This window comes from Pseudomonas sp. GW821-FHT09C10 (assembly GCF_059418085.1).
Window position 1 is genome coordinate 149,069 of the sequence record NZ_JBWKPE010000004.1, and the last position, 25,553, is coordinate 174,621.

Genomic DNA, 25,553 nt, shown 5'->3' on the forward strand with positions numbered 1-25,553 from the left:
ACAGCGAGGATCAAGCGGGCTGAGCAGCACCGAATGCGCCTTGGCGCAGCAACAGCACCACCAAGCCCAAGGCCCCGGCCGCCATCAGCCATGGCAGCGCGTGTCCGCTAATCCATTGGCTGCCGGCGCCGGCCACCAGCGGGCCGATCAGGCAACCGATGCCCCATAACTGCGCGATGTGGGCATTGGCACGCACCAGCGCATCGTCACGATAACGCTCGCCGATCAGGATCAGCGACAACGTGAACAACCCGCCAGCACTGGCGCCGAACAGCACCCATATTGGCCAGATCAGCAGCGTGTGCATCAGCAACGGAACCGCCAGGCTCGATGCCAGCAACAGCAGTGCGCAACTCAAAAACAGCGTGCGTCGTGGCAGATAATCCGCCAGCGCACCGATGGGCAGTTGCAGCAGCGCGTCACCGACCACCACCGTGCTGACCATCGCCAGGGCAATTTCGGCAGTGAAGCCCTGTTGCAGGCAATACACCGGCAGCAGCGTCAGGATCATCGCCTCAAACGCGGCGAACAGCGCCACCGCCCACGCAATCGCCGGCAGGCTCAGGCAGAAGCGCCACAGGTCCGCGAAGGTCACGCTGAACGATTCGGCACTGGGCGCACCAGAGCGACCCAGCAATGCCAGCGGAGCCACCAGCAGCAGGCCAACGCCGACCCAGAAACCATAGTCATGGTCGGTACCGATCAGGCCCAGCAGCAACGGCCCCGAGAGCTGGCTCAAGGCATAACTGCAGCCATACAGCGCCACCAGCCGGCCACGCCACTGCTCCACCACCAACTGGTTGATCCAGCTCTCACCGAGGATAAACACGATGGTCAGGATCACCCCGATCATCAGGCGCAGCACCAGCCATATCGGGTAGCTGGGCAGAATGGCCAGCAAACCTATGGACACCGCACCCGCCCACAGGCACAGACGCATGAGATTCGCGGTGCCGAGCCAGGCGGCCAGGCGGCTGGAGACCTTGGCGCCAAGCAATACGCCAAAGGCCGGCATGGCGGCCATTACGCCAATCGCGAAACTGCCGTAGCCCCAGCCCTCCAGGCGCAGGGAGACCAGTGGCATGCTGACACCCAGGGCCAGGCCGACACTGAGTACCGAGGCCAGGACGGCGAAATAGGTCGCCCAACGCATTGCCACGCTCCTGTGGATAATCATGGGTTCACACAAAACAGTGTGGGAGGGGGCTTGCTCCCGATTGCGGTGGATCATTGAGCACTGTTAGTGCCTGACACACTGCTATCGGGGCAAGCCCCCTCCCACATTTGCCTGCGGTGTTGCTTAGAGCTTGATCCAGGTCGCCTTCAGCTCGGTGTACTTGTCGAACGCATGCAGCGACTTGTCGCGACCATTACCCGACTGCTTGAAGCCGCCAAACGGTGCGGTCATGTCGCCGCCATCGTATTGGTTGACCCACACGCTGCCGGCACGCAGGGCCTTGGCGGTGAGGTGCGCCTTGGAAATATCCGATGTCCACACCGCAGCAGCGAGGCCATATTGGGTGTCGTTGGCGATCTTGATCGCTTCTTCGGCGCCGTCAAAGGTGATCACCGACAGCACTGGGCCGAAGATCTCTTCCTGGGCGATTCTCATGGCGTTGGTTACACCGTCGAAAATCGTCGGTTCGACGTAGGTGCCGCCCGTCTCTTCCAGGATGCGCTTGCCACCCGCCACCAACTTGGCGCCGTCAGTGTGGCCGGCTTCGATGTACGACAGCACGGTGTTCATCTGCTGGGTGTCCACCAGGGCACCGACGTTGGTCGCCGGGTCCAGTGGGTTGCCGGGCTTCCAGCCCTTGAGGGCCTCGATCACCAGCGGCAGGAAGGTGTCCTTGATCGAACGTTCCACCAGCAGGCGCGAACCGGCAGTGCAGACTTCACCCTGGTTGAAGGCGATGGCGCTGGCAGCGGATTCGGCGGCGGCTTGCAGGTTCGGAGCATCGGCAAAAACGATGTTCGGGCTCTTGCCGCCGGCTTCCAGCCATACACGCTTCATGTTCGATTCGCCGGAGCGGATCAACAGTTGCTTGGCGATCTTGGTCGAACCGGTGAACACCAGTGTGTCGACGTCCATGTGCAGCGCCAGCGCATTGCCGACGGTGTGGCCGTAGCCCGGCAGCACGTTGAACACGCCTTTCGGAATACCGGCTTCAACGGCCAGGGCCGCGATGCGGATGGCGGTGAGTGGGGATTTTTCGGACGGCTTGAGGATCACCGAGTTACCGGTGGACAGCGCCGGGCCGAGTTTCCAGCAGGCCATCATCAGCGGGAAGTTCCACGGCACGATGGCACCCACCACGCCGACCGGCTCGCGGGTCACCAGACCCAACTGATCGTGCGGGGTGGCTGCGACTTCGTCGTAGATCTTGTCGATTGCCTCGCCGCTCCAGCTCAGGGCATTTGCCGCGCCGGGTACGTCAATGTTCAGGGAGTCACTGATCGGCTTGCCCATGTCCAGGGTTTCGAGCAGCGCCAGTTCTTCGGCATTGGTCTTGAGCAGCGCGGCGAAACGGATCATGGTGGCTTTGCGTTTAGCCGGCGCCAGGCGCGACCAGACACCGGAATTGAAGGTGGCGCGGGCATTTTCTACGGCGCGCTGGGCGTCGGCGGCGTCACAACTGGCTACGCTGGTGAGCAGGCGGCCATCGACCGGGCTGATGCATTCGAAGGTGTCGCCGGAAACAGCAGCGGTGTATTCGCCATTGATGTAGGCACGGCCTTCGATCTTCAGATCCTTGGCGCGTTGTTCCCAGTCGGCACGGGTCAGGGTGGTCATGCGAGTGTCCTCCTCTTATTGAATACAAGGGCCAGGCGATGTCCCCCGGCAGCCTCAAAGAATTCTTGCCCGCCAGCCAGCTGTTCGGCTCAAAGGCAGCTGCCACCCTAAACCAGCGGCCGGGGATGTTTCAATATATTTGACATAACCGCGGTAAACGCCCTTGCGATGTTCATTTTAATAAACATAGACTTTGGGCTCTCCAACCGCAGGCCAGACGGGACACGCACATGAGCATCCAGGACATCGTCGACTTCAGCCAGGCCAACACCGCCCCAGACCGCTACCGCCCTGCCGCGGAAAAAATCCTCAAGGGCGATCCCGAACAAACGGTGTACAACCATTACAACAGCCCGTGCGGCCAGATGAACGCCGGTGTCTGGGAAGGTGAGGTCGGGCAGTGGCAGGTCAACTACAGCGAGCATGAGTATTGCGAGATCGTGCAGGGCGTCTCTGTATTGCGCGACGCTGAGGGCAATGCGAAGACCTTGCGTGCCGGCGACCGCTTCGTGATCCCCGCCGGCTTCAGCGGCACCTGGGAAGTGCTGGAGCCGTGCCGCAAGATCTATGTGGTGTTCGAGCAGAAGGCCTGATCAACAAACGCCAGGCAAAAAAAAGCCCGTATCGTGAGATACGGGCTTTTTCACAAGGAGGAAAATCAATTACTTGATTTTGCCTTCTTTGTAGATCACGTGCTTGCGAACGCGCGGGTCGAACATTTTCTTTTCGAGCTTGTCCGGGGTAGTACGCTTGTTCTTGTCGGTAGTGTAGAAGTGACCAGTACCGGCGCTAGAGATCATTCGAATCAATTCACGCATGATAGAGCTCCTTAGATCTTGCCAGCGGCGCGGATTTCGGCCAGCACGACAGTGATGCCACGCTTGTCGATAATACGCATGCCTTTGGCAGATACACGCAGGCGAACAAAACGTTTCTCTTCTTCAACCCAGAAGCGGTGATGCTGCAGGTTCGGCAGGAAACGACGACGGGTTTTGTTATTTGCGTGGGAAATGTTATTCCCAGTCACCGGACCCTTACCGGTAACTTGACAGACTCTCGACATGCCTCAGCCCTCTAAAACCACATGCCCAACCCGGCATGGGTTGGCCGCTTAATCTCTCAGTCATTTGGCGCCAGGCGCCGCGTTTCTTTAGGGTCTTACCGGCTACACCTACAAGCGAAGGAACCGGGCCCCTAGAAAAGAGCGCTGCTTTATACCAGAAAGACCCATGTGCAACAACAGCCCGTGTATTTTTACCGGCGTAAATCTCGGCGACAGACGCCCGAACCGTTGCCAGGAGGGGCCGCTGTAACAGCCGACCGCTCGTCGCACAGAATGATTTACAGCGCTCGCGCGCGCAGTAAAGCGCACAGCGAAACGCGCTGGGGTGCCATCAAAACAGTATTTGAAGCAAAAGCACAGGCAAAAATGGGCTAGTCATTTATCAACCAGACCACTACGGTAGGGCTTTTCCAGACTGCACTCGCAGATGGGCCTTCGATCTGCAAAGGAAACCGAACATGCGCCTCGCTGCCCTACCGCTATTGCTAGCCCCTCTATTTATCGCGCCGCTGGCCTCTGCCGCCAGCAACTTGAGCGTCTGCACCGAGGCCAGCCCCGAAGGGTTCGATGTGGTGCAATACAACTCGCTGACCACCACCAACGCCTCGGCCGATGTGCTGATGAACCGCCTGGTGGACTACGACGCGGCCAGCGGCAAACTGGTGCCCAGCCTGGCGGACAGCTGGGACGTCTCGCCGGATGGCCTGACCTATACCTTCAAGCTGCACCCGGACGTGAAATTCCATCGCACCGAGTATTTCACCCCAAGCCGCACCCTGACCGCCGAAGACGTGCGCTTCAGCTTCGAACGCATGCTCGATCCGGCCAACCCGTGGCACAAGATCGCCCAGAGCGGCTTCCCCCACGCCCAGTCCCTGCAATTGCCAACGCTGGTCAAGAAGATCGATGCCCTCGACCCGCTGACCGTGCGCTTTACCCTCGATCACGCCGACTCCACCTTCCTCGCGGCCCTGAGCATGGGCTTTGCCTCGATCTACCCGGCGGAATACGCCGACAAACTGCTCAAGGCCGGCACGCCGGAGAAGCTCAACAGCCAGCCGATCGGCACCGGGCCGTTCATCTTCAGCCGTTTCCAGAAAGATGCCGTGGTGCGCTACAAGGCCAACCCGGACTATTTCGCCGGCAAACCGGCTGTGGATAACTTGATCTTCGCCATTACCCCGGACGCCAACGTGCGCCTGCAGAAACTGCATCGCAACGAATGCCAGATCGCCCTGTCGCCCAAGCCCCTGGATGTGGGCGAGGCCGAAAAGGACCCCGCACTCAAGGTAGAAAAAACCGCAGCTTTCATGACCGCATTCGTGGCCATCAACAGCCAGCACCCACCGTTGGACAAGCCCGAGGTGCGCCAGGCCATTAACCTGGCCTTCGACAAGGGCAGCTACCTCAAGGCGGTGTTTGAAGGCACCGCCGAAGCCGCCAACGGCCCGTACCCGCCCAATACCTGGAGCTACGCCAAAGACTTGCCGGGTTATCCACAGGACCTCGCCAAGGCCAAGGCCTTGCTGGACCGTGCCGGCCTCAAGGACGGCTTTAAGACCACCCTCTGGACGCGCCCCACCGGCAGCCTGCTGAACCCTAACCCGAGCCTCGGTGCGCAACTGCTGCAGGCGGACCTGGCCAAGGTGGGCATCCAGGCCGAGATCCGCGTGATCGAATGGGGCGAGCTGATTCGCCGCGCCAAAGCGGGTGAACACGACCTGCTGTTCATGGGCTGGGCCGGTGACAACGGCGACCCGGATAACTTCCTGACCCCACAGTTTTCCTGTGCGGCGGTTAAATCCGGCACCAACTTCGCCCGCTATTGCGATCCGGCGCTGGACAAGCTGATCAGCGCCGGCAAGACCACCAGCGAACAAGGTGTACGCAGCAAGCTGTACCAGCAGGCCCAGGCGCAGATCCAACAACAGGCGCTGTGGTTGCCGCTGGCGCACCCGACGGCGTTCGCCCTGGCGCGCAAGAACGTCGAGGGCTATCAGGTGAGCCCGTTCGGGCGCCAGGATTTCTCGAAGGTCAGCGTCAAGCCCTGAAAAACATGCCCGCCCCCATGGGGCGGGCTTACATCCACCCATATTCCGCCATCGACAACGGATCACCGTCCCCCACGATGATGTGATCCAGTACCCGCACATCCACCACTTCCAAGGCCTTTTGCAGCAGCTTGGTCAATTTTCGATCAGCCGCGCTGGGCTCCACGCTCCCGGAAGGATGGTTGTGACACAGAATCAACGCCGCCGCGTTATAGGCCAGGGCGCGCTTGACCACTTGCCGCGGGTAGACCACGGCAGTGTCGATGGTCCCCTCGGACAACGCCTCGAACCCCAGCACCCGATGCTTTGAATCGAGAAACAGGCAGCCGAAAACTTCATGGGGCTCATGGCGCAACAGCGACTTGAGGTAATTGCGCACGGCCACCGGGCTTTCCAGCACCGAATCGCTGCGCAGGCGCTCGGCCATATGGCGCCGGGACATTTCCAGTACTGCCTGCAACTGCGCAAACTTCGCCGGCCCCAAGCCCAACTGCTGGCTGAACACCGCCTGGCTGGCTTCCAGCAGCGGGCGCAAACCGCCAAATTGCGTTAGTAGATGGCGCGCCAGGTCCACCGCGCTCCTGCCGGTTACGCCGGTGCGCAGGAAGATCGCCAGCAATTCAGCATCGGACAGACTCGACGCCCCCCACTCCAAAAGCTTCTCTCGCGGCCGCTCTGCCGCCGGCCAATCACGAATACTCATTCCACCTCCCTGTGCATGTGCGCCGCTGTTGCGGGGCGGGCGCTGTGTTATCGTAGGCCCTCTTTTTTGCGTGCGATTTCACCTGGGGAGGGGGCATCGCAGGCGTCACTGAACTGGCTTCACTGAACTGGAAAGGCAAACCAATGCAGCGTCTGTATCGGAAACGCATCGTTCTCGGCGTCGGCGGCGGCATTGCCGCCTACAAGAGCGCAGAGCTGGTCCGCAGGCTTCTCGACCAGGGCGCTGAAGTGCGCGTGGTCATGACCCGCGGCGGCAGTGAGTTCATTACTCCGCTGACCATGCAGGCCTTGTCCGGACACCCGGTTCACCTGGACCTGCTGGACCCGGCAGCCGAAGCCGCAATGGGTCATATCGAACTGGCCAAGTGGGCCGACCTGGTACTGATCGCCCCAGCCACCGCCGACCTGATCGCGCGCCTGGCGCAAGGCATTGCCGATGACCTGCTGACCACCCTGGTACTGGCCACCGACGCCACCGTCGCCATCGCCCCGGCCATGAACCAAGCCATGTGGCGCGACCCGGCGACCCAGGCCAACACCCAGCTCCTGCAAAGTCGTGGCCTCAAGGTGTTCGGCCCGGCCTCCGGCAGCCAGGCCTGCGGCGATGTCGGCATGGGCCGCATGCTCGAAGCCACCGACCTGGCACTGTGCGCCGCCGAGTGCTTCCAGCACCTGGCCCTGACCGGCCGGCACGTGCTGATTACGGCAGGCCCGACCCAGGAAAACATCGACCCGGTACGCTACATCACCAACCATAGCTCAGGAAAAATGGGCTTTGCCTTGGCGGAAGCCGCGGTCGAGGCAGGCGCACGCGTTACCCTGATCACCGGTCCGGTGCACTTGCCGACTCCCGATCGCGTCACGCGAATCGACGTAGTCAGCGCCCGGGACATGCTGGCCGCCTGTGAGGCCGCCATTCCCTGTGACCTGTTTATCGCTTCGGCAGCGGTTGCAGACTACCGCCCGGAAGTCGTCGCCCCGCAAAAGCTCAAGAAAGACCCTACGAGCGGCGACGGGCTGCTCCTGCAAATGGTGCGTAACCCGGACATCCTGGCCACCATTGCCACGCGGCCGGACCGCCCGTTCAGTGTCGGCTTTGCCGCCGAGACCGAGCACCTGCTCGACTACGCTGCACGCAAACTGAAAGACAAAAACCTCGACCTGATCGTTGCCAATGATGTCGCCAACCCGAGCATCGGCTTCAACAGCGAGGAAAACGCCTGCAGCGTGATCGACCGCGAGCTGCACGCCACTCTTTTCGCCCAGACCAGCAAAGGCAAGATTGCCCGCCAACTGATCTCTTTTATCGCCCAACGGCTGAACCAGGTTTAATTTCCATGCACGCTTTGCAAGCCAAGATCCTCGACCCCCGCATCGGCACCGAATTCCCGCTGCCGGCTTACGCCACCCCAGGTTCCGCCGGCCTGGACCTGCGCGCCATGCTCAAGCAAGACACCGTCCTTGAACCGGGCCAGACCGTCCTGATTCCCACCGGCCTGTCGATCTACGTCGGCGACCCGGGCCTCGCCGCGCTGATCCTGCCGCGCTCCGGCCTGGGCCACAAACACGGTATCGTGCTGGGTAACCTGGTAGGCCTGATCGACTCGGACTACCAAGGCGAGTTGATGGTGTCGTGCTGGAATCGTGGCCAGACGGCGTTCAACATCGCTGTCGGCGAGCGCATTGCCCAGCTTGTACTGGTGCCGGTGGTGCAGGCGCACTTCGAACTGGTGCAGGATTTTGACGAAACCCAACGCGGCGCAGGCGGTTTTGGGCATTCCGGCAGTCACTGACTACGCTGAACCTGGCCGGGCGCCTTTGCCCGGCTCGATGCCCCCGCAAGGCTTTTCAGGATGAAGAATGCGCGGACTTTATCAGCGAGATTTCCCATTTGAAATCAATGCATTACGCAGAAATAAAGACAGGGGCCAAGCTCCGATGGCACTTTTGCACCACGAACTCTCTGCCGAAAACACCGTCATACCCTTCAGTTTGAGCCTGCCGGTCAGCCACATTAAGGCCAGCCTTGCCCCCTTGAGATGGAGTTTCCCCCCGCGATGAGTACCGCAGCCCGAGTAGCCCCGACATTCCCCGACAGCATCTTTCGCGCCTATGACATTCGTGGCGTAGTCCCCAAGACCCTGACCGCCGAAACCGCCTACTGGATTGGCCGCGCCATTGGTTCCCAGAGCCTGGCCCAGGACGAGCCCAACGTATCGGTCGGTCGTGACGGTCGCCTGTCCGGCCCGGAACTGGTGGAACAACTGATCCAGGGCCTGGCCGACAGTGGCTGCCATGTCAGCGATGTGGGCCTGGTGCCCACTCCCGCGCTGTACTACGCCGCCAATGTACTGGCCGGCAAATCCGGGGTAATGCTGACCGGCAGCCATAACCCGTCGGACTACAACGGTTTCAAGATCGTCATCGCCGGCGACACCCTGGCCAACGAACAGATCCAGGCCCTGCACACCCGCCTGAAGACCAACGACCTGACCAGCGGCAAAGGCAGCATCACCAAAGTTGACATCCTGCAGCGCTACTCTGACGAAATCACCGGCGACGTCAAACTCGCACGCCGCCTCAAAGTGGTGGTGGACTGCGGCAACGGCGCGGCCGGCGTGATCGCCCCGCAGCTGCTCGAAGCCTTGAACTGCGAAGTGATCCCGCTGTTCTGCGAAGTCGATGGCAACTTCCCCAATCACCACCCGGACCCAGGCAAGCCGGAAAACCTGGTGGACCTGATCGCCAAGGTCAAGGCAACCGGTGCTGACGTCGGGCTGGCCTTTGACGGCGACGGCGACCGCGTAGGCGTGGTGACCGAAACCGGCGAGATCGTATTCCCGGACCGCCTGCTGATGCTGTTCGCCCGCGATGTGGTGGCGCGCAACCCGGGTGCCGAGATCATTTTCGACGTGAAGTGCACCCGCCGCCTCACCCCGCTGATCAAGGAATATGGCGGCCGTCCGCTAATGTGGAAGACCGGTCACTCGTTGATCAAAAAGAAAATGAAGGAAACCGGCGCGCTGTTGGCTGGTGAAATGAGCGGCCACGTGTTCTTCAAAGAGCGCTGGTTCGGGTTTGACGACGGTATTTACAGCGCCGCCCGTCTGCTGGAGATCCTCAGCAAGGAAAAATCCACCGCCGAAGAGCTGTTTCAGACCTTCCCGAATGATATTTCTACGCCAGAGATCAATATCCATGTGACCGAGGAGAGCAAATTCAGCATCATTGACGCACTGCACGATGCGCAATGGGGCGAAGGCGCCCACCTGACCACCATTGATGGTGTGCGAGTCGATTACGCCAAGGGCTGGGGCCTGGTTCGCGCGTCCAACACCACACCGGTGCTGGTGCTGCGTTTCGAGGCGGATACCGAGGCTGAGTTGCAGCGCATCAAGGACGTGTTCCACGCCCAGTTGAAACGTGTTGCCCCTGATCTCCAATTACCGTTCTGATTTTTACCGGAGCCCTGAATGACCCTCGAACGCGAAGCCGCTGCCAACACCGCCAAGGTCCTGTCCGAAGCGTTGCCTTATATTCGACGCTACGTCGGCAAGACGCTGGTGATCAAGTACGGCGGCAATGCCATGGAAAGCGACGAGCTGAAAACCGGCTTTGCCCGCGACATCGTGCTGATGAAAGCCGTGGGGATCAACCCCGTGGTGGTCCACGGCGGCGGCCCGCAGATCGGCGACCTGCTCAAGCGCTTGTCGATCGAGAGTCACTTCATCGATGGCATGCGCGTCACTGACGCGCAGACCATGGACGTGGTGGAGATGGTCCTCGGCGGCCAGGTGAACAAAGACATCGTCAACCTGATCAACCGCCACGGCGGCAGCGCCATTGGCCTGACCGGCAAGGACGCCGAGCTGATCCGTGCGAAAAAACTGACCGTTACCCGTCAGACGCCGGAAATGACCCAGCCGGAAATCATCGATATCGGCCAGGTAGGCGAAGTGATCGGCATCAACACCGACCTGCTGAACCTGCTGGTCAAGGGTGACTTCATCCCGGTAATCGCGCCGATAGGCGTGGGTGCCAACGGTGAGTCCTACAACATCAACGCCGACCTGGTGGCGGGCAAAGTGGCCGAAGCATTGAAGGCTGAAAAGCTGATGCTGCTGACCAACATTGCCGGCCTGATGGACAAGGAAGGCAAGGTACTGACCGGCCTGACCACCCAGCAGGTGGACGAACTGATCGCCGACGGCACCATCTACGGCGGCATGCTGCCGAAGATCCGTTGCGCACTGGAAGCGGTGCAAGGCGGCGTCGGCAGCTCGCTGATCCTGGATGGCCGTGTACCGAATGCAATCTTGCTGGAAATCTTCACCGATACGGGTGTGGGCACGCTGATCAGTAATCGCAAGCGTCCCTGATTTACAAAGCACCAAAAAACCGCAGTTTCTTACGGCGCCTACGACAATACGTACCCATGTACGGAATCTTCGTCAGGCAAAGTAGAATCTGCGGTTTTTTTTGAGCAATGAAACGCAGCCTACAACGATGATCACGAAAACGCCGCTGACGCCTTTCAGTATTAATAGGTATTTCAACACTCACTGAAAACATCATAAAGGGTGAAATTCCTCGACTTTTTTCACCGCAATAGCTATTTTCAACATTCGCTGAAAAGGGCTCAATTAATGAAAGAACTCGAAATTCACTCCAGAGATGCGCTGCGAAGCCTCCTGAGCAAGGTACCGATTCTCGAGATTAAAAGCCTCAAAACTATGCCTCCTTCCAAAGGCTGGACTCCCAACTTCATTATCGAGATTAACGCATCGGGCAAATCACGCCCCCTGGTGTGCGAGGTAAAAGCAAACGGCCAGCCCCGATTCATAAACGCGGCCATACTTCAGCTTCGCGACTATGTGAGCGAGCAAAGGCCAGAGGCTACGCCTATTGTGGTAGCACCCTATCTTTCACCCGCAGCAAGACAACTGTGTCGGGAAAAGGGTGTGGGATATCTGGACCTGGAAGGTAATGCCTGGATCTCGTTCGATGGTGTATTCATTGATCACCAAGTAGCTGACAAGCCGCTCTCGGAGCACAGGGAGCTTAAGTCTTTCTTCAAACCGAAATCAGCGCAGATCATACGCACGATGCTTCGGGATCCGGGCCGAGCCTGGCGGGTGGTAGAACTGTGCGAAGCCGCCGGGGTGAGCCTGGGACAGGTCAGCAATGTCCGCACAGCACTACTGAATCGAGAATGGGCAAGAGCGACAAACGACGGCGTATGCCTATCCGATCCTCAAGCGCTCCTGGATGCATGGACCGAAGCATACGAGCCTCCATCAGGAGAGCGTAAGGGCTTCTATACCACCTTACATGGCAGCGCATTGGAAAATGCCGCGCGCATCGCTCTTGGAGAAAGGAACGGCGGACACGCACTTTTTTCCTCCTTTTCTGCCGCTCAATGGCTCGCACCCTATGCCCGCATCAGCACGAATTACTTTTATGCCGACATTGAAGGGCTAGAAAGACTGGTTAAAGCACTGCAGTTGGTTCCTGCATCAAAGGGAGAGAACGTTGTCATCACTTTACCCAACGACGAAGGACTCCTACTGGACACCGTTGAACCCGCACCGGGCGCCCTGTGCACTAGCCCAGTTCAGACATATTTGGATCTATCTGTTGCGGGAGAGCGCGGAAAGGAAGCCGCCGAATATCTACGACAGGAAAAACTGACATGGTCTCGTTAATCCCTCAAGAACCTCAATCCGCCTCAGATTATGACGACAGAACGACCGCTGCCGTGAAGGCGGTATTAGTCGAGATCGGTCAGATCCTCGGTTCCTTCAAAGGCAAGTTTGCAGTGATCGGTGGAGCGGTGCCTTGGCTCCTGCTGGCGAACGACGATATGCAGCACGTTGGAACCCTCGATGTCGATTTGAGCTTGGACGCAGAGGCTCTCGGTGATGGCGAATACGCGACGTTGATTGAAGCACTGATGGGTAATGGGTACGAACAAAGAGGAGAACTGCGGCGATTCCAGCTCGTTCGCCAGGTTCCCGTGCAAGACGGTGGATCGGCGATAGATGTGATCGTGGACTTCTTGATGCCGCGTGACGCCGAAATCATCCAGAACAAACCTCCCATTCTCAACGACTTTGCAGCTCAACGCGCTGACGGTGCCGACTTGGCGATGCGCTTCTATCAAATGGTTGCCATTGAAGGCTCCATGCCTACGGGTGGCAAAAATCGTGTCGAGGTCGCGGTGTGCTCGATCCCCGCCCTGCTGGCGATGAAGGGATACGCCCTGAACGGAAGGCACAAACAGAAGGACGCATATGACATCTACTACTGCGTCCGTAATTTCCCCGGTGGCATCCAAGCGCTTGCAGGAGAATGTCGATCAGTACTGGAAACCGGGAGTGGAGAACAGGGATTTCAGTTCATCGGCGAAAAGTTTGATATCGCCGAAGGCTATGGCCCAACGGCCGTAAGGCGATTCGTCGAAGACAGCCAAATACTCGGAGATCGCACACCGGACCAATGGCAACAAGACGCTTTCGGGCAGGTTGACGCTTTATTGCGCGCCTTGCGACTGCGGGAGTAGCAACACCCCGAAAAGCCCGAACCGAAAAAAGGCCCCGATCAATTGAATGGAACGGGGCCTTTTTATTGTGGCGATTACTGAACGCCGAACTGCTCGCGATACGCCTTGACTGCCGGCAAGTGCTGCTTGAGCTGCGGGTCGTCTTCCAGGAACTGCAACACCTGGTTCAACGACACGATGCTGACCACTGGAATACCGAAATCACGCTCCACTTCCTGGATGGCCGACAACTCACCGTTGCCACGCTCCTGGCGGTTCAGCGCGATCAGCACACCGGCGGCCTTGGCGCCGTCCTGGGAAGCGATGATCTGCATCACTTCACGGATAGCCGTACCGGCCGTGATCACGTCATCGATGATCAATACATCGCCGGTAAGCGGCGCGCCCACCAGGCTGCCGCCTTCGCCATGGGCCTTGGCTTCCTTGCGGTTGAAGCACCATGGCAGGTCGCGCCCATGGTGTTCCGCCAGGGCCACGGCCGTTGCAGCCGCCAGGGGGATGCCCTTGTAGGCCGGGCCAAACAGCACGTCGAAGGAAATACCGCTTTCAACGATGGCTGCCGCGTAGAAACGCCCCAGTTGAGCCAGGGCCGAACCCGAGTTGAACAAGCCGGCATTGAAGAAATACGGGCTGGTGCGCCCGGACTTGAGGGTGAACTCACCGAAGCGCAAAACCCCGCGATCGATGGCAAAACGAATGAAATCGCGTTGATACGCCTGCATGAAAAAAGCCTCAGATACCACGGATTTAGCTAATTAGGTAGACGGCGTGTATCATACACGCACGCGATTTTTGGGGCCATTTATGCGGATCATCAGTGTGAACGTTAATGGTATTCAGGCTGCAGTCGAGCGTGGTTTGCTCAGTTGGCTGCAAGCTCAGAATGCCGACGTCATCTGCCTGCAGGACACCCGCGCCTCCGCCTTTGAACTGGACGACCCAGCCTTCCAACTGGATGGCTACTTCCTTTATGCCTGCGATGCCGAAGTGCCCACCCAAGGTGGCGTGGCTTTGTACTCGCGGTTGCAACCCAAGGCGGTCATCAGCGGCCTCGGCTTCGAGACAGCCGACCGCTACGGGCGCTACCTGCAAGCCGATTTCGACAAGGTCAGCATCGCGACCTTGCTGCTTCCTTCGGGGCAGAACGGCGATGAAGACTTGAACCAGAAGTTCAAGCTAATGGACGATTTCGCCCGTTACCTGGATAAACAGCGACGCAAACGTCGCGAGTACATTTACTGTGGCTCGCTGTACGTGGCGCAACAGAAGCTGGATATCAAGAACTGGCGTGACAGCCAGCAATCCCCGGGCTTCCTGGCGCCGGAACGGGCCTGGATGGACGAGATTGTCGGCAACATGGGCTATGTGGATGCCCTGCGCGAAGTCAGCCGCGAAGGTGACCAGTACAGCTGGTGGCCAGACAATGAACAGGCTGAGATGCTCAACCTGGGTTGGCGCTTCGACTACCAGTTGCTGACCCCGGGTCTGCGCCGGTTCGTTCGCAGTGCACGCCTGCCGCGCCAGCCGCGCTTCTCGCAGCACGCGCCGCTGATCGTGGACTACGACTGGACACTGACCATCTAGGGTCTTTATCCAGGCACAAAAAAACCGACATCGCTGTCGGTTTTTTTGTGGGTGTCGATTATTTGACCAGGCGCCAGGTCAAGGGATAGCGATAGGCGATCCCTTTGTTGGCTTTGATTGCGCCGATGATCGTCAGCACCACGCTTGCGATGACCAAGGCCGTCATCAGGAAAAACCCAATGACCGCGAAGGCCAGCACGATGCAAATGATCCAGGCGATGGCTACGGTGATCTGGAAATTCAGCGCCTCCTTGCCCTGGTCGTCAATGAACGGATCCACTTCTTTTTTCATCTGCCACAGGATCAGCGGCCCCACGACGCTGCCGAAGGGGAATACAAACCCCAGGAACGCCGCAAGATGGCACAACATTGCCCCCTGACGCACCTCATAGGAAGGCGTAGGCACCGGCATTTGGCTGTCATTCATGGCGCTTCTCCTTGAGGCTTACTCAGTCAGCCAGTGCGGCGTTCTGCAGTTCGAAGATCTCAGTCATGCCTTTCTGGGCCAGGGCCAGCATGGCGTTCAGCTCGGCCGGCTGGAATGGCGCACCTTCGGCGGTGCCCTGCACTTCGATGAAACCACCGGTGCTGGTCATCACTACGTTCAGGTCGGTCTCGGCAGCCGAGTCTTCCAGGTAATCCAGGTCCAGCACCGGCTCGCCCTGGTACATGCCCACCGATACGGCGGCGATCATCTGCTTCAGTGGGTCGCCGCCTTTCAGGCCGCCACGCTTCTTGATGACTTTAAGCGCGTCGACCAGCGCCACCATGGCGCCAGTGATGGACGCGGTGCGCGTACCGCCATCAGCCTGGATCACGTCGCAGTCGACGTAGAGGGTAACGTCGCCCAGCTTGGACATATCCAGGGCCGCGCGCAGGGAGCGCCCGATCAGGCGCTGGATTTCCAGGGTGCGGCCGCCTTGCTTGCCACGGCTGGCTTCACGCTGGTTACGCTCGCCGGTAGCGCGCGGCAGCATGCCGTATTCGGCGGTCAACCAACCCTGGCCCTGGCCCTTGAGGAAGCGCGGCACGCCATTTTCAACGCTGACGGTGCAGATAACCTTGGTATCGCCAAACTCGACCAGTACGGATCCCTCGGCGTGTTTGGTGTAGTTGCGGGTGATGCGGATCGAGCGGAGCTGATCGGCAACGCGACCACTTGGACGTTTCATAGGGGATACCTGTACTGAGGACGAAAAACTGCCGGCCATTATAGAGCCGCGAGCCGATTCGGGGCACTGCTAAAAATCTGGTTACGAATGCTCAGGGTTTGGGCGCGCCCGCCCCACTGCGCTACAATCCCGCGCCTTCGCAGCCTGTCGGCTTCAATTTACCCATCAGCCCGCTTTCGCGGGACTGCATCGCGAGGTACCTCCATGGTGCACAGCATGACCGCCTTCGCCCGCGTCGAAAAAGCCGGCGCCCAAGGTACCCTGAGCTGGGAACTGCGCTCGGTCAACAGCCGCTACCTGGAGCCGCACCTGCGCCTGCCGGAATCCTTCCGCGACCTCGAAGGCGCCGTGCGTGAGGCACTGCGCCAGGGCATCTCCCGCGGCAAGCTGGAATGCACCCTGCGTTTTACCGAAGAAACCACCGGCAAGCCGCTGCAGGTAGACCGCGAGCGCGCTGCGCAACTGGTCGCCGCGGCCGAAACCGTCGCCGGCCTGATCAAGCAGCCCGCCGCACTGAACCCTCTGGAAGTGTTGGCCTGGCCCGGCGTGCTGGTGGCCGACGCCTCCGATCCGCAAGCCCTCAATGCCGAAGCCCTCGCCCTGTTCACTCAGGGATTGAAGGAACTCAAGGCTGGCCGCGAGCGCGAAGGCGCCGAACTGGCCCGACTGATCAACGAGCGCCTGACGTCAATCGAAGCAGACGTGGTCACCTTGCGCGAGCTGGTACCGCAGATGCTCGCCACCCAACGCCAGAAGGTCCTCGACCGCTTCACCGACATGAAGGCCGACCTCGACCCCGTGCGCCTGGAGCAGGAAATGGTGCTGCTCGCGCAGAAGAGCGACGTCGCCGAAGAACTGGATCGCCTGAGCACCCACATCCTCGAAGTGCGCCGCGTGCTCAAGTCCGGCGGCGCCGCTGGTCGGCGCCTGGACTTTCTGATGCAGGAACTCAACCGCGAAGCCAATACACTGGGCTCCAAGGCTTTCGATCCGCGCAGCACCACGGCGGCGGTCAACCTCAAGGTGTTGATCGAGCAGATGCGCGAACAAGTACAGAATATTGAGTAAGGCACCCTCCATGACCCATAGCACCGGCACCCTTTACATCATTTCCGCGCCCTCGGGCGCAGGCAAGAGCAGCCTGGTCAAGGCCCTGACCGACGCTGACGAGCAGATTCGCATCTCGGTCTCCCACACCACCCGTGCCATGCGCCCGGGCGAGGTGAACGGCGTGCACTATCACTTCGTCGAGCGCACCGAGTTCGTCAAGATGATCGAGCATGGCGACTTCCTCGAGCGCGCCGAGGTGTTCGGCAACCTCTACGGCACCTCGCAGAGCCACCTGCAACAGACCCTGGACGAAGGCCACGACCTGATCCTGGAAATCGACTGGCAGGGCGCCGAGCAAGTGCGCCAGCTGATGCCCAAGGCACGCTCGATCTTCATCCTGCCGCCGTCGCTCGAAGCCTTGCACCAGCGCCTGACCAACCGTGGCCAGGACAGCGACGAGATCATCGAAGGCCGCATGCGGGAAGCAGTCAGCGAAATGAGCCACTATGTCGACTACGACTACCTGATCATCAACGACGATTTTTCCCACGCACTGGATGACCTGAAGGCGATTTTCCGCACCAATCAGCTCCAGCAAAAGCGTCAACAGCAGCGTTTCGGTAAATTACTCGCCGAACTGCTCGGCTGATTGGCTCTTCCCAAAACCGCTGCAAGGGCTTTACATTGGCGCTTGCAGCGGTTTTGCGAGGACCTGCGAAAAATCAGCGCTTCCCTAAACGCTGGTGATTTTTTAAACTGCTCAGTCCGCTCGCCCAACCGGGCAGCGCGCATCTTGCATTCGCTCCGAGGAATACCATGGCCCGCGTAACCGTTGAAGACTGCCTAGAACACGTGGATAACCGCTTTGAGCTGGTCATGCTCTCTACCAAGCGTGCCCGTCAACTGGCCACTGGCGGCAAAGAGCCTCTGGTCCAGTGGGAAAACGACAAGCCTACCGTTGTAGCCCTGCGTGAAATCGCTGAAGGCCTGATGAGCTACGAGTTCATCGCCAACGCTGAAATCGTTGAAGACGAACCGCTGTTTGCAGCGTTCGAGGACGAGTCCAACGAGGCCGTCTAAGCCTATGCCTGGTCGACGTAGCACGGCGCGGGGTCACAGCCTTCGGCAGGAGTTCACACTTTGCCGAGCATAGACGCCCTCGCCGATCGCTTATCGGCCTACCTCGGCCCCGACCAGGTCAACCTGGTCCGCCGAGCGTATTTCTACGCCGAACAGGCCCACGACGGCCAACGCCGCCGAAGCGGTGAGGCGTATGTCACCCACCCCCTTGCGGTGGCAAATATCCTGGCCGACATGCACATGGACCATCAGAGCCTGATGGCCGCGATGCTGCATGACGTGATCGAAGACACCGGCATTGCCAAGGAAGCGCTCAGTGCGCAATTTGGCGAAACCGTGGCCGAACTGGTCGACGGGGTCAGCAAACTGACCCAGATGAACTTCGAGACCAAGGCCGAAGCCCAGGCGGAAAACTTCCAGAAAATGGCCATGGCCATGGCCCGGGACATCCGGGTGATCCTGGTCAAGCTGGCCGACCGGCTGCACAACATGCGCACGCTGGAAGTGCTGTCCGGCGAAAAACGCCGGCGCATCGCCAAGGAAACCCTGGAAATCTACGCGCCCATCGCCAACCGGCTGGGCATGCACGCCATTCGTATCGAGTTCGAAGACCTCGGCTTCAAGGCCATGCACCCGATGCGTTCGGCGCGCATCTACCAGGCCGTCAAGCGCGCCCGGGGCAATCGCAAGGAAATCGTCAACAAGATCGAAGAATCCCTGAGCCATTGCCTGGCGATCGACGAGATCGAGGGCGAGGTCAGCGGCCGGCAGAAACACATCTACGGCATCTACAAGAAGATGCGCGGCAAACGCCGGGCCTTCAACGAGATCATGGACGTGTACGCGTTCCGCATCATCGTGGACAAGGTCGATACCTGCTACCGCGTGCTGGGCGCTGTACATAATCTGTACAAACCCCTGCCGGGGCGCTTCAAGGACTACATTGCCATTCCCAAGGCCAACGGCTATCAATCGCTGCATACCACGCTGTTCGGTATGCACGGGGTGCCGATCGAGATCCAGATCCGCACCCGGGAAATGGAAGAGATGGCCAACAACGGCATCGCCGCCCATTGGCTGTACAAATCCAGCGGCGACGAGCAGCCCAAAGGCACCCATGCCCGTGCCCGCCAGTGGGTCAAGGGCGTGCTGGAAATGCAGCAACGTGCCGGCAACTCCCTGGAATTTATCGAAAGCGTGAAGATCGACCTGTTCCCGGACGAGGTCTACGTGTTCACGCCCAAAGGCCGGATCATGGAGCTGCCCAAAGGCTCCACCGCGGTCGACTTTGCCTACGCGGTGCACACCGATGTCGGCAACAGCTGCATTGCCTGCCGGATCAACCGGCGCCTGGCCCCGCTGTCGGAACCGCTGCAAAGCGGCTCCACTGTGGAGATCGTCAGCGCACCGGGTGCGCGCCCGAACCCGGCGTGGCTGAACTTCGTGGTCACCGGCAAGGCGCGCACGCACATCCGCCACGCACTGAAACTGCAGCGCCGCTCCGAGTCCATCAGCCTGGGCGAGCGCCTGCTGAACAAAGTACTCAACGGCTTCGACAGCGCCTTGGACAAGATCGCCCAGGAGCGCGTGCAAGCGATGCTCCACGAGTATCGCCAGGAAACCATCGAGGACCTGCTGGAAGATATCGGCCTGGGCAACCGCATGGCCTACGTGGTCGCACGCCGCCTGCTGGGTGAAGGCGAACAACTGCCAAGCCCGGAAGGCCCGCTGGCGATTCGCGGCACCGAGGGCCTGGTGCTCAGCTATGCCAAATGCTGCACGCCGATCCCTGGCGACCCGATTGTCGGCCACCTGTCGGCCGGCAAGGGCATGGTCGTTCACCTCGACAACTGCCGCAACATCACCGAGATCCGCCACAACCCAGAGAAGTGCATCCAGCTCTCGTGGGCCAAGGATGTCACCGGCGAATTCAACGTCGAGCTGCGCGTGGAGCTGGAACACCAGCGCGGCCTGATCGCCCTGCTGGCCAGCAGTGTCAACGCGGCCGACGGCAATATCGAGAAAATCAGCATGGACGAGCGCGATGGTCGCATCAGCGTGGTCCAGCTGGTGGTCAGCGTGCATGACCGCGTGCACCTGGCCCGCGTGATCAAGAAACTGCGCGCCTTGACCGGTGTGATCCGCATCACCCGCATGCGTGCGTAGCCCATCCATTACAAGGAGTCATTCATGACCAAGACCGTAATCACCAGCGATAAAGCCCCAGCCGCCATCGGCACTTACTCCCAGGCCATCAAGGCGGGCAACACCGTCTACATGTCCGGCCAGATCCCGCTGGACCCAAAGACCATGGAACTGGTGGAAGGCTTCGAAGCCCAGACCGTACAGGTCTTCGAAAACCTCAAGTCCGTGGCCGAAGCTGCCGGCGGCTCGTTCAAGGACATCGTCAAGCTGAACATCTTCCTCACCGACCTGAGCCACTTCGCCAAGGTCAACGAGATCATGGGCAAGTACTTCGAACAACCTTACCCAGCCCGTGCCGCCATTGGTGTGGCCGCCCTGCCAAAGGGCGCGCAGGTTGAGATGGACGCAATTCTGGTCATCGAGTAAAACACCCGGCGCAACCTCCACAGGCTGCGCCGACTTCGTTTTAAAAGGATTTCATGATGCGCAAAGCGCTTGTAGCCTCTTCGTTGCTCGCCCTGTTGCTCGGCGGCTGCGCCAGCAACCCTGCCAACCAGGATGTGAGCGGCACCTGGATCAACCAGGTCGCCATCGATGCGGCAGCCAAGGGCGGCCCTTTGCGTGAAGCGCTGCAAAGCTATGGCCCGAACCTCGAATGGGAGGTTAACCCCAAGGCTTCGCAGGCACGTTACTACAACGGTTTTGAAGTCGCCGAAGGCAAGTTGCTCGGCGAACAGTCCGGCGCCTGGAGCGTCGACTTCTACGGCAGCTCCGCCACTGAACTCAAGCGCAAAGGCAAGCAACTGCTGCAAGTGGCCAACGATAACGAGCCCGAGCAGCTCTTCGCCCGCGCCAAGGAACCTGCACCGGAAGGTGCGCCGCTGGGCGCCAACTTCGAACGCGCCCTGTATGCAGCCTATATGGGCGGCGACTGGAAGATCACCGACGGCTTCGGCAGCGGCGCCACTGTCCAGTTCCAGCCTGACGGCAAGGTTGCCGGTTTGCCCAATGTTGATCGGTACTCGCTGTGCCTGGCCGGTGACTGTGCCTCCATGAGCGGCGGCTACGACAGCATGTGGCTGCAGCTCAACGGCGTGGGCAACCCGTGGATCTTCGTGCGCAAGGGCAAGCAGTTGGAGATCTTCCAGGCGGTCAACACCGCACAGGCGGACGAAGTGCCTTCGTTTACGCCCGGGCCGCGACAGTGGCTGCTGGAAAAATAGTGATACAGAACGAAGGGGCCCACAGGCTCCTTTTTCTTTAGCCTGCCCCCTGTTTTTCACCCATTGGCAGGTTGTCCTATGCACAAGCCCGTTGCCCTCGGCCTTATCCTGCTGAGCGGCTGCCAACAGATGCCGCCACCCGCCGACATCAACGGACTGTGGATCAACCAGGCCGCCATCGACTCCGCGACCCCAGGCCGGCCCCTGTTGCGCGCCATTGCAGCGCACGGTTTGAATCTTGAGTGGAACATCGACACCCGTGCCGGCAAGGCGCAGTTGAGCAACGCTTTCGAATCAGGCGAAGGTCAATTGTTGCCAAAAGCACCGGGCACATGGACCGTCGACTACGACGGGCACGGCTACGACGAACTGCGGTTGACGAATAATCAACTGATCCAGCAGCCCCAGTCACAACGCCCAGGCCAGGTGTTCAAACGCCCCGCCCAACCACCCAATACTGGCGCCAGATGGGGCACAACCTTCAGGTTCACATTGAATTCAGCCTATATGGCCGGCCGATGGAAAATCCTCGAAGGCCAAGGCACAGGCAACTTCGTCACGTTCGCGGCCGACGGCGCTGTGTCAGGGCTGGGAAGGCACAACCGATACGAGCTTTGCCTGGGAGGCGATTGCGCCACTCAAGGCGCCGGTAATGACACCCTTTATCTGGGCAACGACGAGACCTCGGACGGATGGATTTTTGTCCGTTCCGGTAGACAGCTGGAGATTTTCCAAGCGATCAACCTATCCCGACCAGACCAGATCCCTCATCTCACGCCAGGTCCGCGCCAGTGGTTGCTGGAAAAACAGTGAGTCAAAAGGAGCCCGACTCGGCCTTCTCACTCATTCAGCGCTTACCTTCAAGGATCGCAGCATACCCCTCGCGGTAACTCGGGTAGGTCGGCACCCAGCCCAACGCCTTGATACGCGCATTGCTGCACTGCTTGCTGCCCGCTCGCCGCACACTGGCCTCCTCGGACCACTCCGTCACGCCCAGGTAGTCTCGCAACCAAGCCACCACCTCGGCCAGCGGCGCCGGCGCATCGTCGACGCCGATATAAACCTGATCCAGCGAACCGCCCTGCTCTACATGCCGCAGCAGAAACGCGAGCAGGCCCGCCGCATCGTCCGCGTGAATTCGGTTGCCATAGAGAGGCGGGTCGACGGCTACACGGTAGCCTTGGCGCACTTGGGTCAGCAGCCACTCACGGCCCGGGCCATAGATGCCGGTGAGGCGCACGATGCTCGCCGGGATACCGCTATTGAGCGCCACGTGCTCGGCTTCCAGCATCACCTGCCCGGAATAACCTTTCGCCTGGGTCTCGGACGTTTCGTCGACCCATTCGCCATTTTGCTGCCCGTACACACTGCTGCTGGATACAAACAGCAGGTGCTTGGGCTCCTGGCCATAATCCTTCAGCCACTCCAGCACATGCTGCAACCCTTGCACGTAAGCGGCGCGATAACCGGCCTCATCGTGGTCGGTGGCGGCGGCGCAGTACACCAGGTAATCCACCCCGCCGATCGGCCAGGTGTCAGGGCAATCCTTGTTGAACAGGTCGCCGGCAATGCCGATCACCCCGTCGGGCAGGCGTGAAATATCGCGCCGCAGGCCATGAACCTCCCATTCCGAGGCCAGCAATTGGCTAGCCAGCCGACTACCCACATCGCCACATCCGGCAATCACAACAGAAGGCACAGACATCATAAAACTCCGTTCTTAAAGGTCTAGATTAGCCCTCGCAGCAGACCGGCGGCCAGAAAAAGGGCAAATAAAGTTACTGTATTACTTCTGTTAACAAGAATTACTTGCAATAATAACCGCCCATTTGTCCTCGCCCCCTTTGGGTCTGGAAGGACGATCACTCATTTTCTTCTCTCAGGTCCGGCCAGCATGACACGTAATACAACCCCCGCTTCGCCAACCAAGCTTCACAGCCCATCCCGCGCCTGGCGTGCGATTGCTGCGATGCTGTTCAGCGTACTGCTGGCGCCGACCGCCGCATTCGCTGATGCCACCGCCCCGGCTACCCCGGCCGCCGCCGAGCACAATGCTGCGGCTCCAACCGCACCCGCTGCTGCCCCCGCGGCCACCGACCCGGCCCAGGCTGCAACCCCAGCCGCCGCCGACGAAACCGGTGTCGTGCTGGAAGAAGACAACACCCTGGGCATGGCCCACGACCTGTCGCCATGGGGCATGTACCAGAATGCTGACGTGGTGGTGAAAGCCGTGATGATCGGCCTGGCCATCGCGTCGATCATTACCTGGACCATCTGGATCGCCAAAGGCTTCGAGCTGCTGGGTGCCAAGCGCCGTCTGCGCACTGAAATCGTCCACCTGAAGAAAGCCACCACCCTCAAGGAAGCCAGCGAAAGCGCGACCAAGAAAGGCACCCTGGCCAACACCCTGGTGCACGACGCACTGGAAGAAATGCGCCTGTCGGCCAATACCCGTGAAAAAGAAGGCATCAAGGAGCGCGTGGCCTTCCGCCTGGAACGCCTGGTTGCAGCCTGCGGCCGTAACATGAGCAGCGGCACCGGCGTGCTGGCTACCATCGGCTCCACCGCGCCGTTCGTCGGCCTGTTCGGTACCGTCTGGGGCATCATGAACAGCTTCATCGGCATCGCCAAAACCCAGACCACCAACCTCGCCGTCGTCGCCCCCGGCATCGCCGAAGCCCTACTGGCAACCGCCTTGGGCCTGGTCGCCGCGATTCCTGCGGTAGTGATCTACAACGTCTTCGCCCGTTCGATTGCCGGCTACAAGGCCCAGGTATCGGACGCGTCGGCAGAAGTCCTGCTGCTGGTCAGCCGCGACCTCGATCACCTGCCTACCGAGCGCAGCTCGCAACCGCACATGGTGAAAGTGGGGTAATCGGCCATGGGCCTGCATTTGAATCAAGGCGACGATGAACTCGTCGAGAACCACGAAATCAACGTCACGCCGTTTATCGACGTGATGCTCGTGCTGCTGATCATCTTCATGGTGGCCGCTCCATTGGCCACCGTGGACATCAAGGTTGACCTGCCCGCCTCCAGCGCCAAGCCGGCGCCGCGGCCGGAGAAACCGATCTTCCTCAGCGTCAAGGCGGACCAACGCCTGTTCCTGGGCGAAGAAGAAGTCAAGGCCGAAACCCTGGGGCCGGTGCTCGATGCCAAGACCCAAGGCAAGAAGGACACGACGATCTTCTTCCAGGCCGACAAGGGCGTGGACTACGGTGACCTGATGAGCGTGATGGATGCCCTGCGGGCAGCCGGCTACCTCAAGGTAGGCCTGGTCGGACTTGAGACGGCAGCCAAGAAATGATCACGACGCGCCACAAACTGACGCGTTATGGCACCAGCCTCGCCGTCGTGCTGGGCGTGCATGCCGTCGCGATTGCCATCGCGCTCCACTGGTCAGCGCCGCGCACGGTGCAGTTGCCGCCGGCAGCCATGGTCATCGACCTGGCCCCGATGCCTGCACCGCCGCCTCCGGCGCCGCCGAAAGTGGTAACGCCGCCGCAACCGCCTGCACCGGTGGAAGAGCTGCCCCTGCCGAAACTGGCCGAGGCGCCCAAGCCAACGATCCAGGTGCCCAAGCCGGTCAAGCCCAAGCCTAAACCGCAGCCGCCCAAGCCGGTGGAGAAAAAGATCGAGCCGCCCAAGGAGAAACCCTCCGAGGACCCGCCGAGCGACGCTCCGCCCACCAAGGCACCGGCTGAAAAATCGGCCCAGCCCGTACCTGGCCCGTCGCCGCAACAGATCGCCGCCAAAGCGTCCTGGGAAGGCACCCTGCTGGCACACTTGCAGAAGTACAAGAAGTACCCGCCAGGTGCTCAGGCCCGTGGCAAGGAAGGCCTGAACCGCCTGAAGTTCGTGGTGGATGGCGACGGTAACGTGCTGTCCTACGAGTTGGTGGGCCGTTCCGGCAACGCCGACCTTGACCGCGCCACCCTGGACATGATCCGTCGTGCCCAGCCGCTGCCCAAGCCGCCGGCCGACATGCTCAAGGGCGGCAGCATCGAGATCGTTGCACCGTTCGTGTACAACATCGAGAAACGTCGTCGCTGAAAATGATGGTGGCGAGGGACACCCCTCGCCACTCTCAGCAAAATCCCGCGCAT

The 25,553-nt window shown here is 60.4% G+C and carries 27 protein-coding genes and 1 pseudogene; 19 read left to right on the forward strand and 9 right to left on the reverse strand.

What is annotated here, in order from left to right; genetic code table 11:
• Positions 1–10: 10 nt before the first annotated feature.
• Together AC07OT_RS10005 and AC07OT_RS10010 are read right to left on the reverse strand one after the other, a co-directional pair.
• Complete coding sequence (locus AC07OT_RS10005) at positions 11–1,153, reverse strand: MFS transporter (RefSeq protein WP_495107987.1); 1,143 nt, start codon at positions 1,151–1,153, stop codon at positions 11–13.
• Between the two features lie 147 nt (positions 1,154–1,300).
• Entirely contained in the window at positions 1,301–2,794 is a 1,494-nt protein-coding gene (locus tag AC07OT_RS10010; protein ID WP_141156302.1) for an aldehyde dehydrogenase, read from the reverse strand.
• A 230-nt stretch (positions 2,795–3,024) separates the two neighbouring features.
• Here AC07OT_RS10010 and AC07OT_RS10015 point away from each other — a divergent pair, with 230 nt between their 5' ends.
• Positions 3,025–3,387, forward strand: a complete 363-nt coding sequence (locus AC07OT_RS10015) for a cupin domain-containing protein (protein WP_027608294.1) — start codon at positions 3,025–3,027, stop codon at positions 3,385–3,387.
• Between the two features lie 69 nt (positions 3,388–3,456).
• Here AC07OT_RS10015 and rpmG read toward each other — a convergent pair whose 3' ends face one another.
• Both rpmG and rpmB read right to left on the reverse strand, forming a co-directional pair.
• A complete protein-coding gene (gene rpmG / locus AC07OT_RS10020; protein ID WP_003176906.1) occupies positions 3,457–3,612 on the reverse strand; it encodes a 50S ribosomal protein L33 in 156 nt (51 codons plus the stop codon).
• A gap of 11 nt (positions 3,613–3,623) precedes the next feature.
• Positions 3,624–3,857 carry a 50S ribosomal protein L28 gene (gene rpmB / locus AC07OT_RS10025; protein WP_003176907.1) on the reverse strand — a complete coding sequence of 78 codons (234 nt, stop codon included), beginning with the start codon at positions 3,855–3,857 and terminating at the stop codon, positions 3,624–3,626.
• Positions 3,858–4,315: 458 nt separating this feature from the next.
• Here rpmB and AC07OT_RS10030 point away from each other — a divergent pair, with 458 nt between their 5' ends.
• A complete protein-coding gene (locus tag AC07OT_RS10030; RefSeq protein ID WP_495107988.1) occupies positions 4,316–5,908 on the forward strand; it encodes an ABC transporter substrate-binding protein in 1,593 nt (530 codons plus the stop codon).
• 28 nt (positions 5,909–5,936) lie between these two features.
• Here AC07OT_RS10030 and radC read toward each other — a convergent pair whose 3' ends face one another.
• Positions 5,937–6,611 carry a RadC family protein gene (radC, locus tag AC07OT_RS10035; RefSeq protein ID WP_495107989.1) on the reverse strand — a complete coding sequence of 225 codons (675 nt, stop codon included), beginning with the start codon at positions 6,609–6,611 and terminating at the stop codon, positions 5,937–5,939.
• A 143-nt stretch (positions 6,612–6,754) separates the two neighbouring features.
• On the opposite strand from radC, the gene coaBC reads away from it, so the two are divergent.
• From coaBC to AC07OT_RS10065, 6 genes and pseudogenes are all read left to right on the forward strand, one after another.
• A complete protein-coding gene (gene coaBC / locus AC07OT_RS10040) occupies positions 6,755–7,963 on the forward strand; it encodes a bifunctional phosphopantothenoylcysteine decarboxylase/phosphopantothenate--cysteine ligase CoaBC (protein ID WP_027608291.1) in 1,209 nt (402 codons plus the stop codon).
• Between the two features lie 5 nt (positions 7,964–7,968).
• On the forward strand, positions 7,969–8,424 hold the full coding sequence (gene dut, locus AC07OT_RS10045) for a dUTP diphosphatase (protein WP_027608290.1): 456 nt from the start codon (positions 7,969–7,971) through the stop codon (positions 8,422–8,424).
• A 255-nt stretch (positions 8,425–8,679) separates the two neighbouring features.
• A pseudogene (locus tag AC07OT_RS10050) lies at positions 8,680–10,086 on the forward strand (phosphomannomutase/phosphoglucomutase); the annotation flags it as partial.
• An 18-nt stretch (positions 10,087–10,104) separates the two neighbouring features.
• Positions 10,105–11,010, forward strand: a complete 906-nt coding sequence (gene argB, locus AC07OT_RS10055) for an acetylglutamate kinase (protein ID WP_015886532.1) — start codon at positions 10,105–10,107, stop codon at positions 11,008–11,010.
• Between the two features lie 267 nt (positions 11,011–11,277).
• Positions 11,278–12,336, forward strand: coding sequence for a type IV toxin-antitoxin system AbiEi family antitoxin (locus AC07OT_RS10060; RefSeq protein ID WP_495107990.1), 1,059 nt, complete (start codon positions 11,278–11,280; stop codon positions 12,334–12,336).
• Positions 12,324–13,193, forward strand: coding sequence for a hypothetical protein (locus AC07OT_RS10065; protein WP_495107991.1), 870 nt, complete (start codon positions 12,324–12,326; stop codon positions 13,191–13,193). Before AC07OT_RS10060 ends, AC07OT_RS10065 begins: the two co-directional genes overlap by 13 nt.
• 74 nt (positions 13,194–13,267) lie before the next feature.
• Here the strand turns inward: AC07OT_RS10065 and pyrE are convergent, their stop codons facing one another.
• Positions 13,268–13,915, reverse strand: coding sequence for an orotate phosphoribosyltransferase (gene pyrE / locus AC07OT_RS10070; protein WP_027608288.1), 648 nt, complete (start codon positions 13,913–13,915; stop codon positions 13,268–13,270).
• Positions 13,916–13,997: 82 nt separating this feature from the next.
• On the opposite strand from pyrE, the gene crc reads away from it, so the two are divergent.
• Positions 13,998–14,777 carry a catabolite repression control protein Crc gene (gene crc / locus AC07OT_RS10075; RefSeq protein WP_003195493.1) on the forward strand — a complete coding sequence of 260 codons (780 nt, stop codon included), beginning with the start codon at positions 13,998–14,000 and terminating at the stop codon, positions 14,775–14,777.
• Positions 14,778–14,835: 58 nt separating this feature from the next.
• Here crc and AC07OT_RS10080 read toward each other — a convergent pair whose 3' ends face one another.
• Together AC07OT_RS10080 and rph are read right to left on the reverse strand one after the other, a co-directional pair.
• On the reverse strand, positions 14,836–15,204 hold the full coding sequence (locus AC07OT_RS10080) for a DUF4870 domain-containing protein (protein ID WP_027608287.1): 369 nt from the start codon (positions 15,202–15,204) through the stop codon (positions 14,836–14,838).
• A 22-nt stretch (positions 15,205–15,226) separates the two neighbouring features.
• Positions 15,227–15,949 carry a ribonuclease PH gene (rph, locus tag AC07OT_RS10085; RefSeq protein WP_017735760.1) on the reverse strand — a complete coding sequence of 241 codons (723 nt, stop codon included), beginning with the start codon at positions 15,947–15,949 and terminating at the stop codon, positions 15,227–15,229.
• Positions 15,950–16,153: 204 nt separating this feature from the next.
• Between rph and AC07OT_RS10090 the strand changes: the two genes are divergently transcribed.
• The 7 genes from AC07OT_RS10090 to AC07OT_RS10120 all read left to right on the forward strand — a co-directional run bounded on the left by AC07OT_RS10090 (position 16,154) and on the right by AC07OT_RS10120 (position 22,260).
• Positions 16,154–17,017 carry a YicC/YloC family endoribonuclease gene (locus AC07OT_RS10090; RefSeq protein WP_065926714.1) on the forward strand — a complete coding sequence of 288 codons (864 nt, stop codon included), beginning with the start codon at positions 16,154–16,156 and terminating at the stop codon, positions 17,015–17,017.
• A gap of 10 nt (positions 17,018–17,027) precedes the next feature.
• Positions 17,028–17,648 carry a guanylate kinase gene (gmk, locus tag AC07OT_RS10095; RefSeq protein ID WP_032884410.1) on the forward strand — a complete coding sequence of 207 codons (621 nt, stop codon included), beginning with the start codon at positions 17,028–17,030 and terminating at the stop codon, positions 17,646–17,648.
• Positions 17,649–17,815: 167 nt separating this feature from the next.
• Complete coding sequence (gene rpoZ, locus AC07OT_RS10100) at positions 17,816–18,079, forward strand: DNA-directed RNA polymerase subunit omega (protein WP_003176920.1); 264 nt, start codon at positions 17,816–17,818, stop codon at positions 18,077–18,079.
• A 60-nt stretch (positions 18,080–18,139) separates the two neighbouring features.
• A complete protein-coding gene (gene spoT, locus AC07OT_RS10105) occupies positions 18,140–20,245 on the forward strand; it encodes a bifunctional GTP diphosphokinase/guanosine-3',5'-bis pyrophosphate 3'-pyrophosphohydrolase (RefSeq protein WP_005792489.1) in 2,106 nt (701 codons plus the stop codon).
• Positions 20,246–20,269: 24 nt separating this feature from the next.
• Positions 20,270–20,650, forward strand: a complete 381-nt coding sequence (locus AC07OT_RS10110; protein ID WP_003176922.1) for a RidA family protein — start codon at positions 20,270–20,272, stop codon at positions 20,648–20,650.
• Between the two features lie 56 nt (positions 20,651–20,706).
• Complete coding sequence (locus AC07OT_RS10115; RefSeq protein WP_141156305.1) at positions 20,707–21,447, forward strand: hypothetical protein; 741 nt, start codon at positions 20,707–20,709, stop codon at positions 21,445–21,447.
• 78 nt (positions 21,448–21,525) lie between these two features.
• Positions 21,526–22,260, forward strand: coding sequence for a hypothetical protein (locus AC07OT_RS10120; protein WP_141156306.1), 735 nt, complete (start codon positions 21,526–21,528; stop codon positions 22,258–22,260).
• A 34-nt stretch (positions 22,261–22,294) separates the two neighbouring features.
• Here the strand turns inward: AC07OT_RS10120 and AC07OT_RS10125 are convergent, their stop codons facing one another.
• Positions 22,295–23,152, reverse strand: a complete 858-nt coding sequence (locus AC07OT_RS10125) for an SDR family oxidoreductase (RefSeq protein ID WP_141156307.1) — start codon at positions 23,150–23,152, stop codon at positions 22,295–22,297.
• A gap of 189 nt (positions 23,153–23,341) precedes the next feature.
• On the opposite strand from AC07OT_RS10125, the gene exbB reads away from it, so the two are divergent.
• Genes exbB through AC07OT_RS10140 form a run of 3 tightly spaced genes read left to right on the forward strand, consistent with a single transcriptional unit; the run spans position 23,342 to position 25,500 of the window.
• Entirely contained in the window at positions 23,342–24,322 is a 981-nt protein-coding gene (gene exbB, locus AC07OT_RS10130) for a tonB-system energizer ExbB (protein ID WP_141156308.1), read from the forward strand.
• Between the two features lie 6 nt (positions 24,323–24,328).
• Positions 24,329–24,754, forward strand: coding sequence for a TonB system transport protein ExbD (exbD, locus tag AC07OT_RS10135; protein WP_003195519.1), 426 nt, complete (start codon positions 24,329–24,331; stop codon positions 24,752–24,754).
• A complete protein-coding gene (locus AC07OT_RS10140; protein ID WP_027608280.1) occupies positions 24,751–25,500 on the forward strand; it encodes a TonB family protein in 750 nt (249 codons plus the stop codon). The genes exbD and AC07OT_RS10140 overlap by 4 nt, the downstream gene beginning before the upstream one ends.
• The last annotated feature ends 53 nt before the right edge of the window (positions 25,501–25,553 follow it).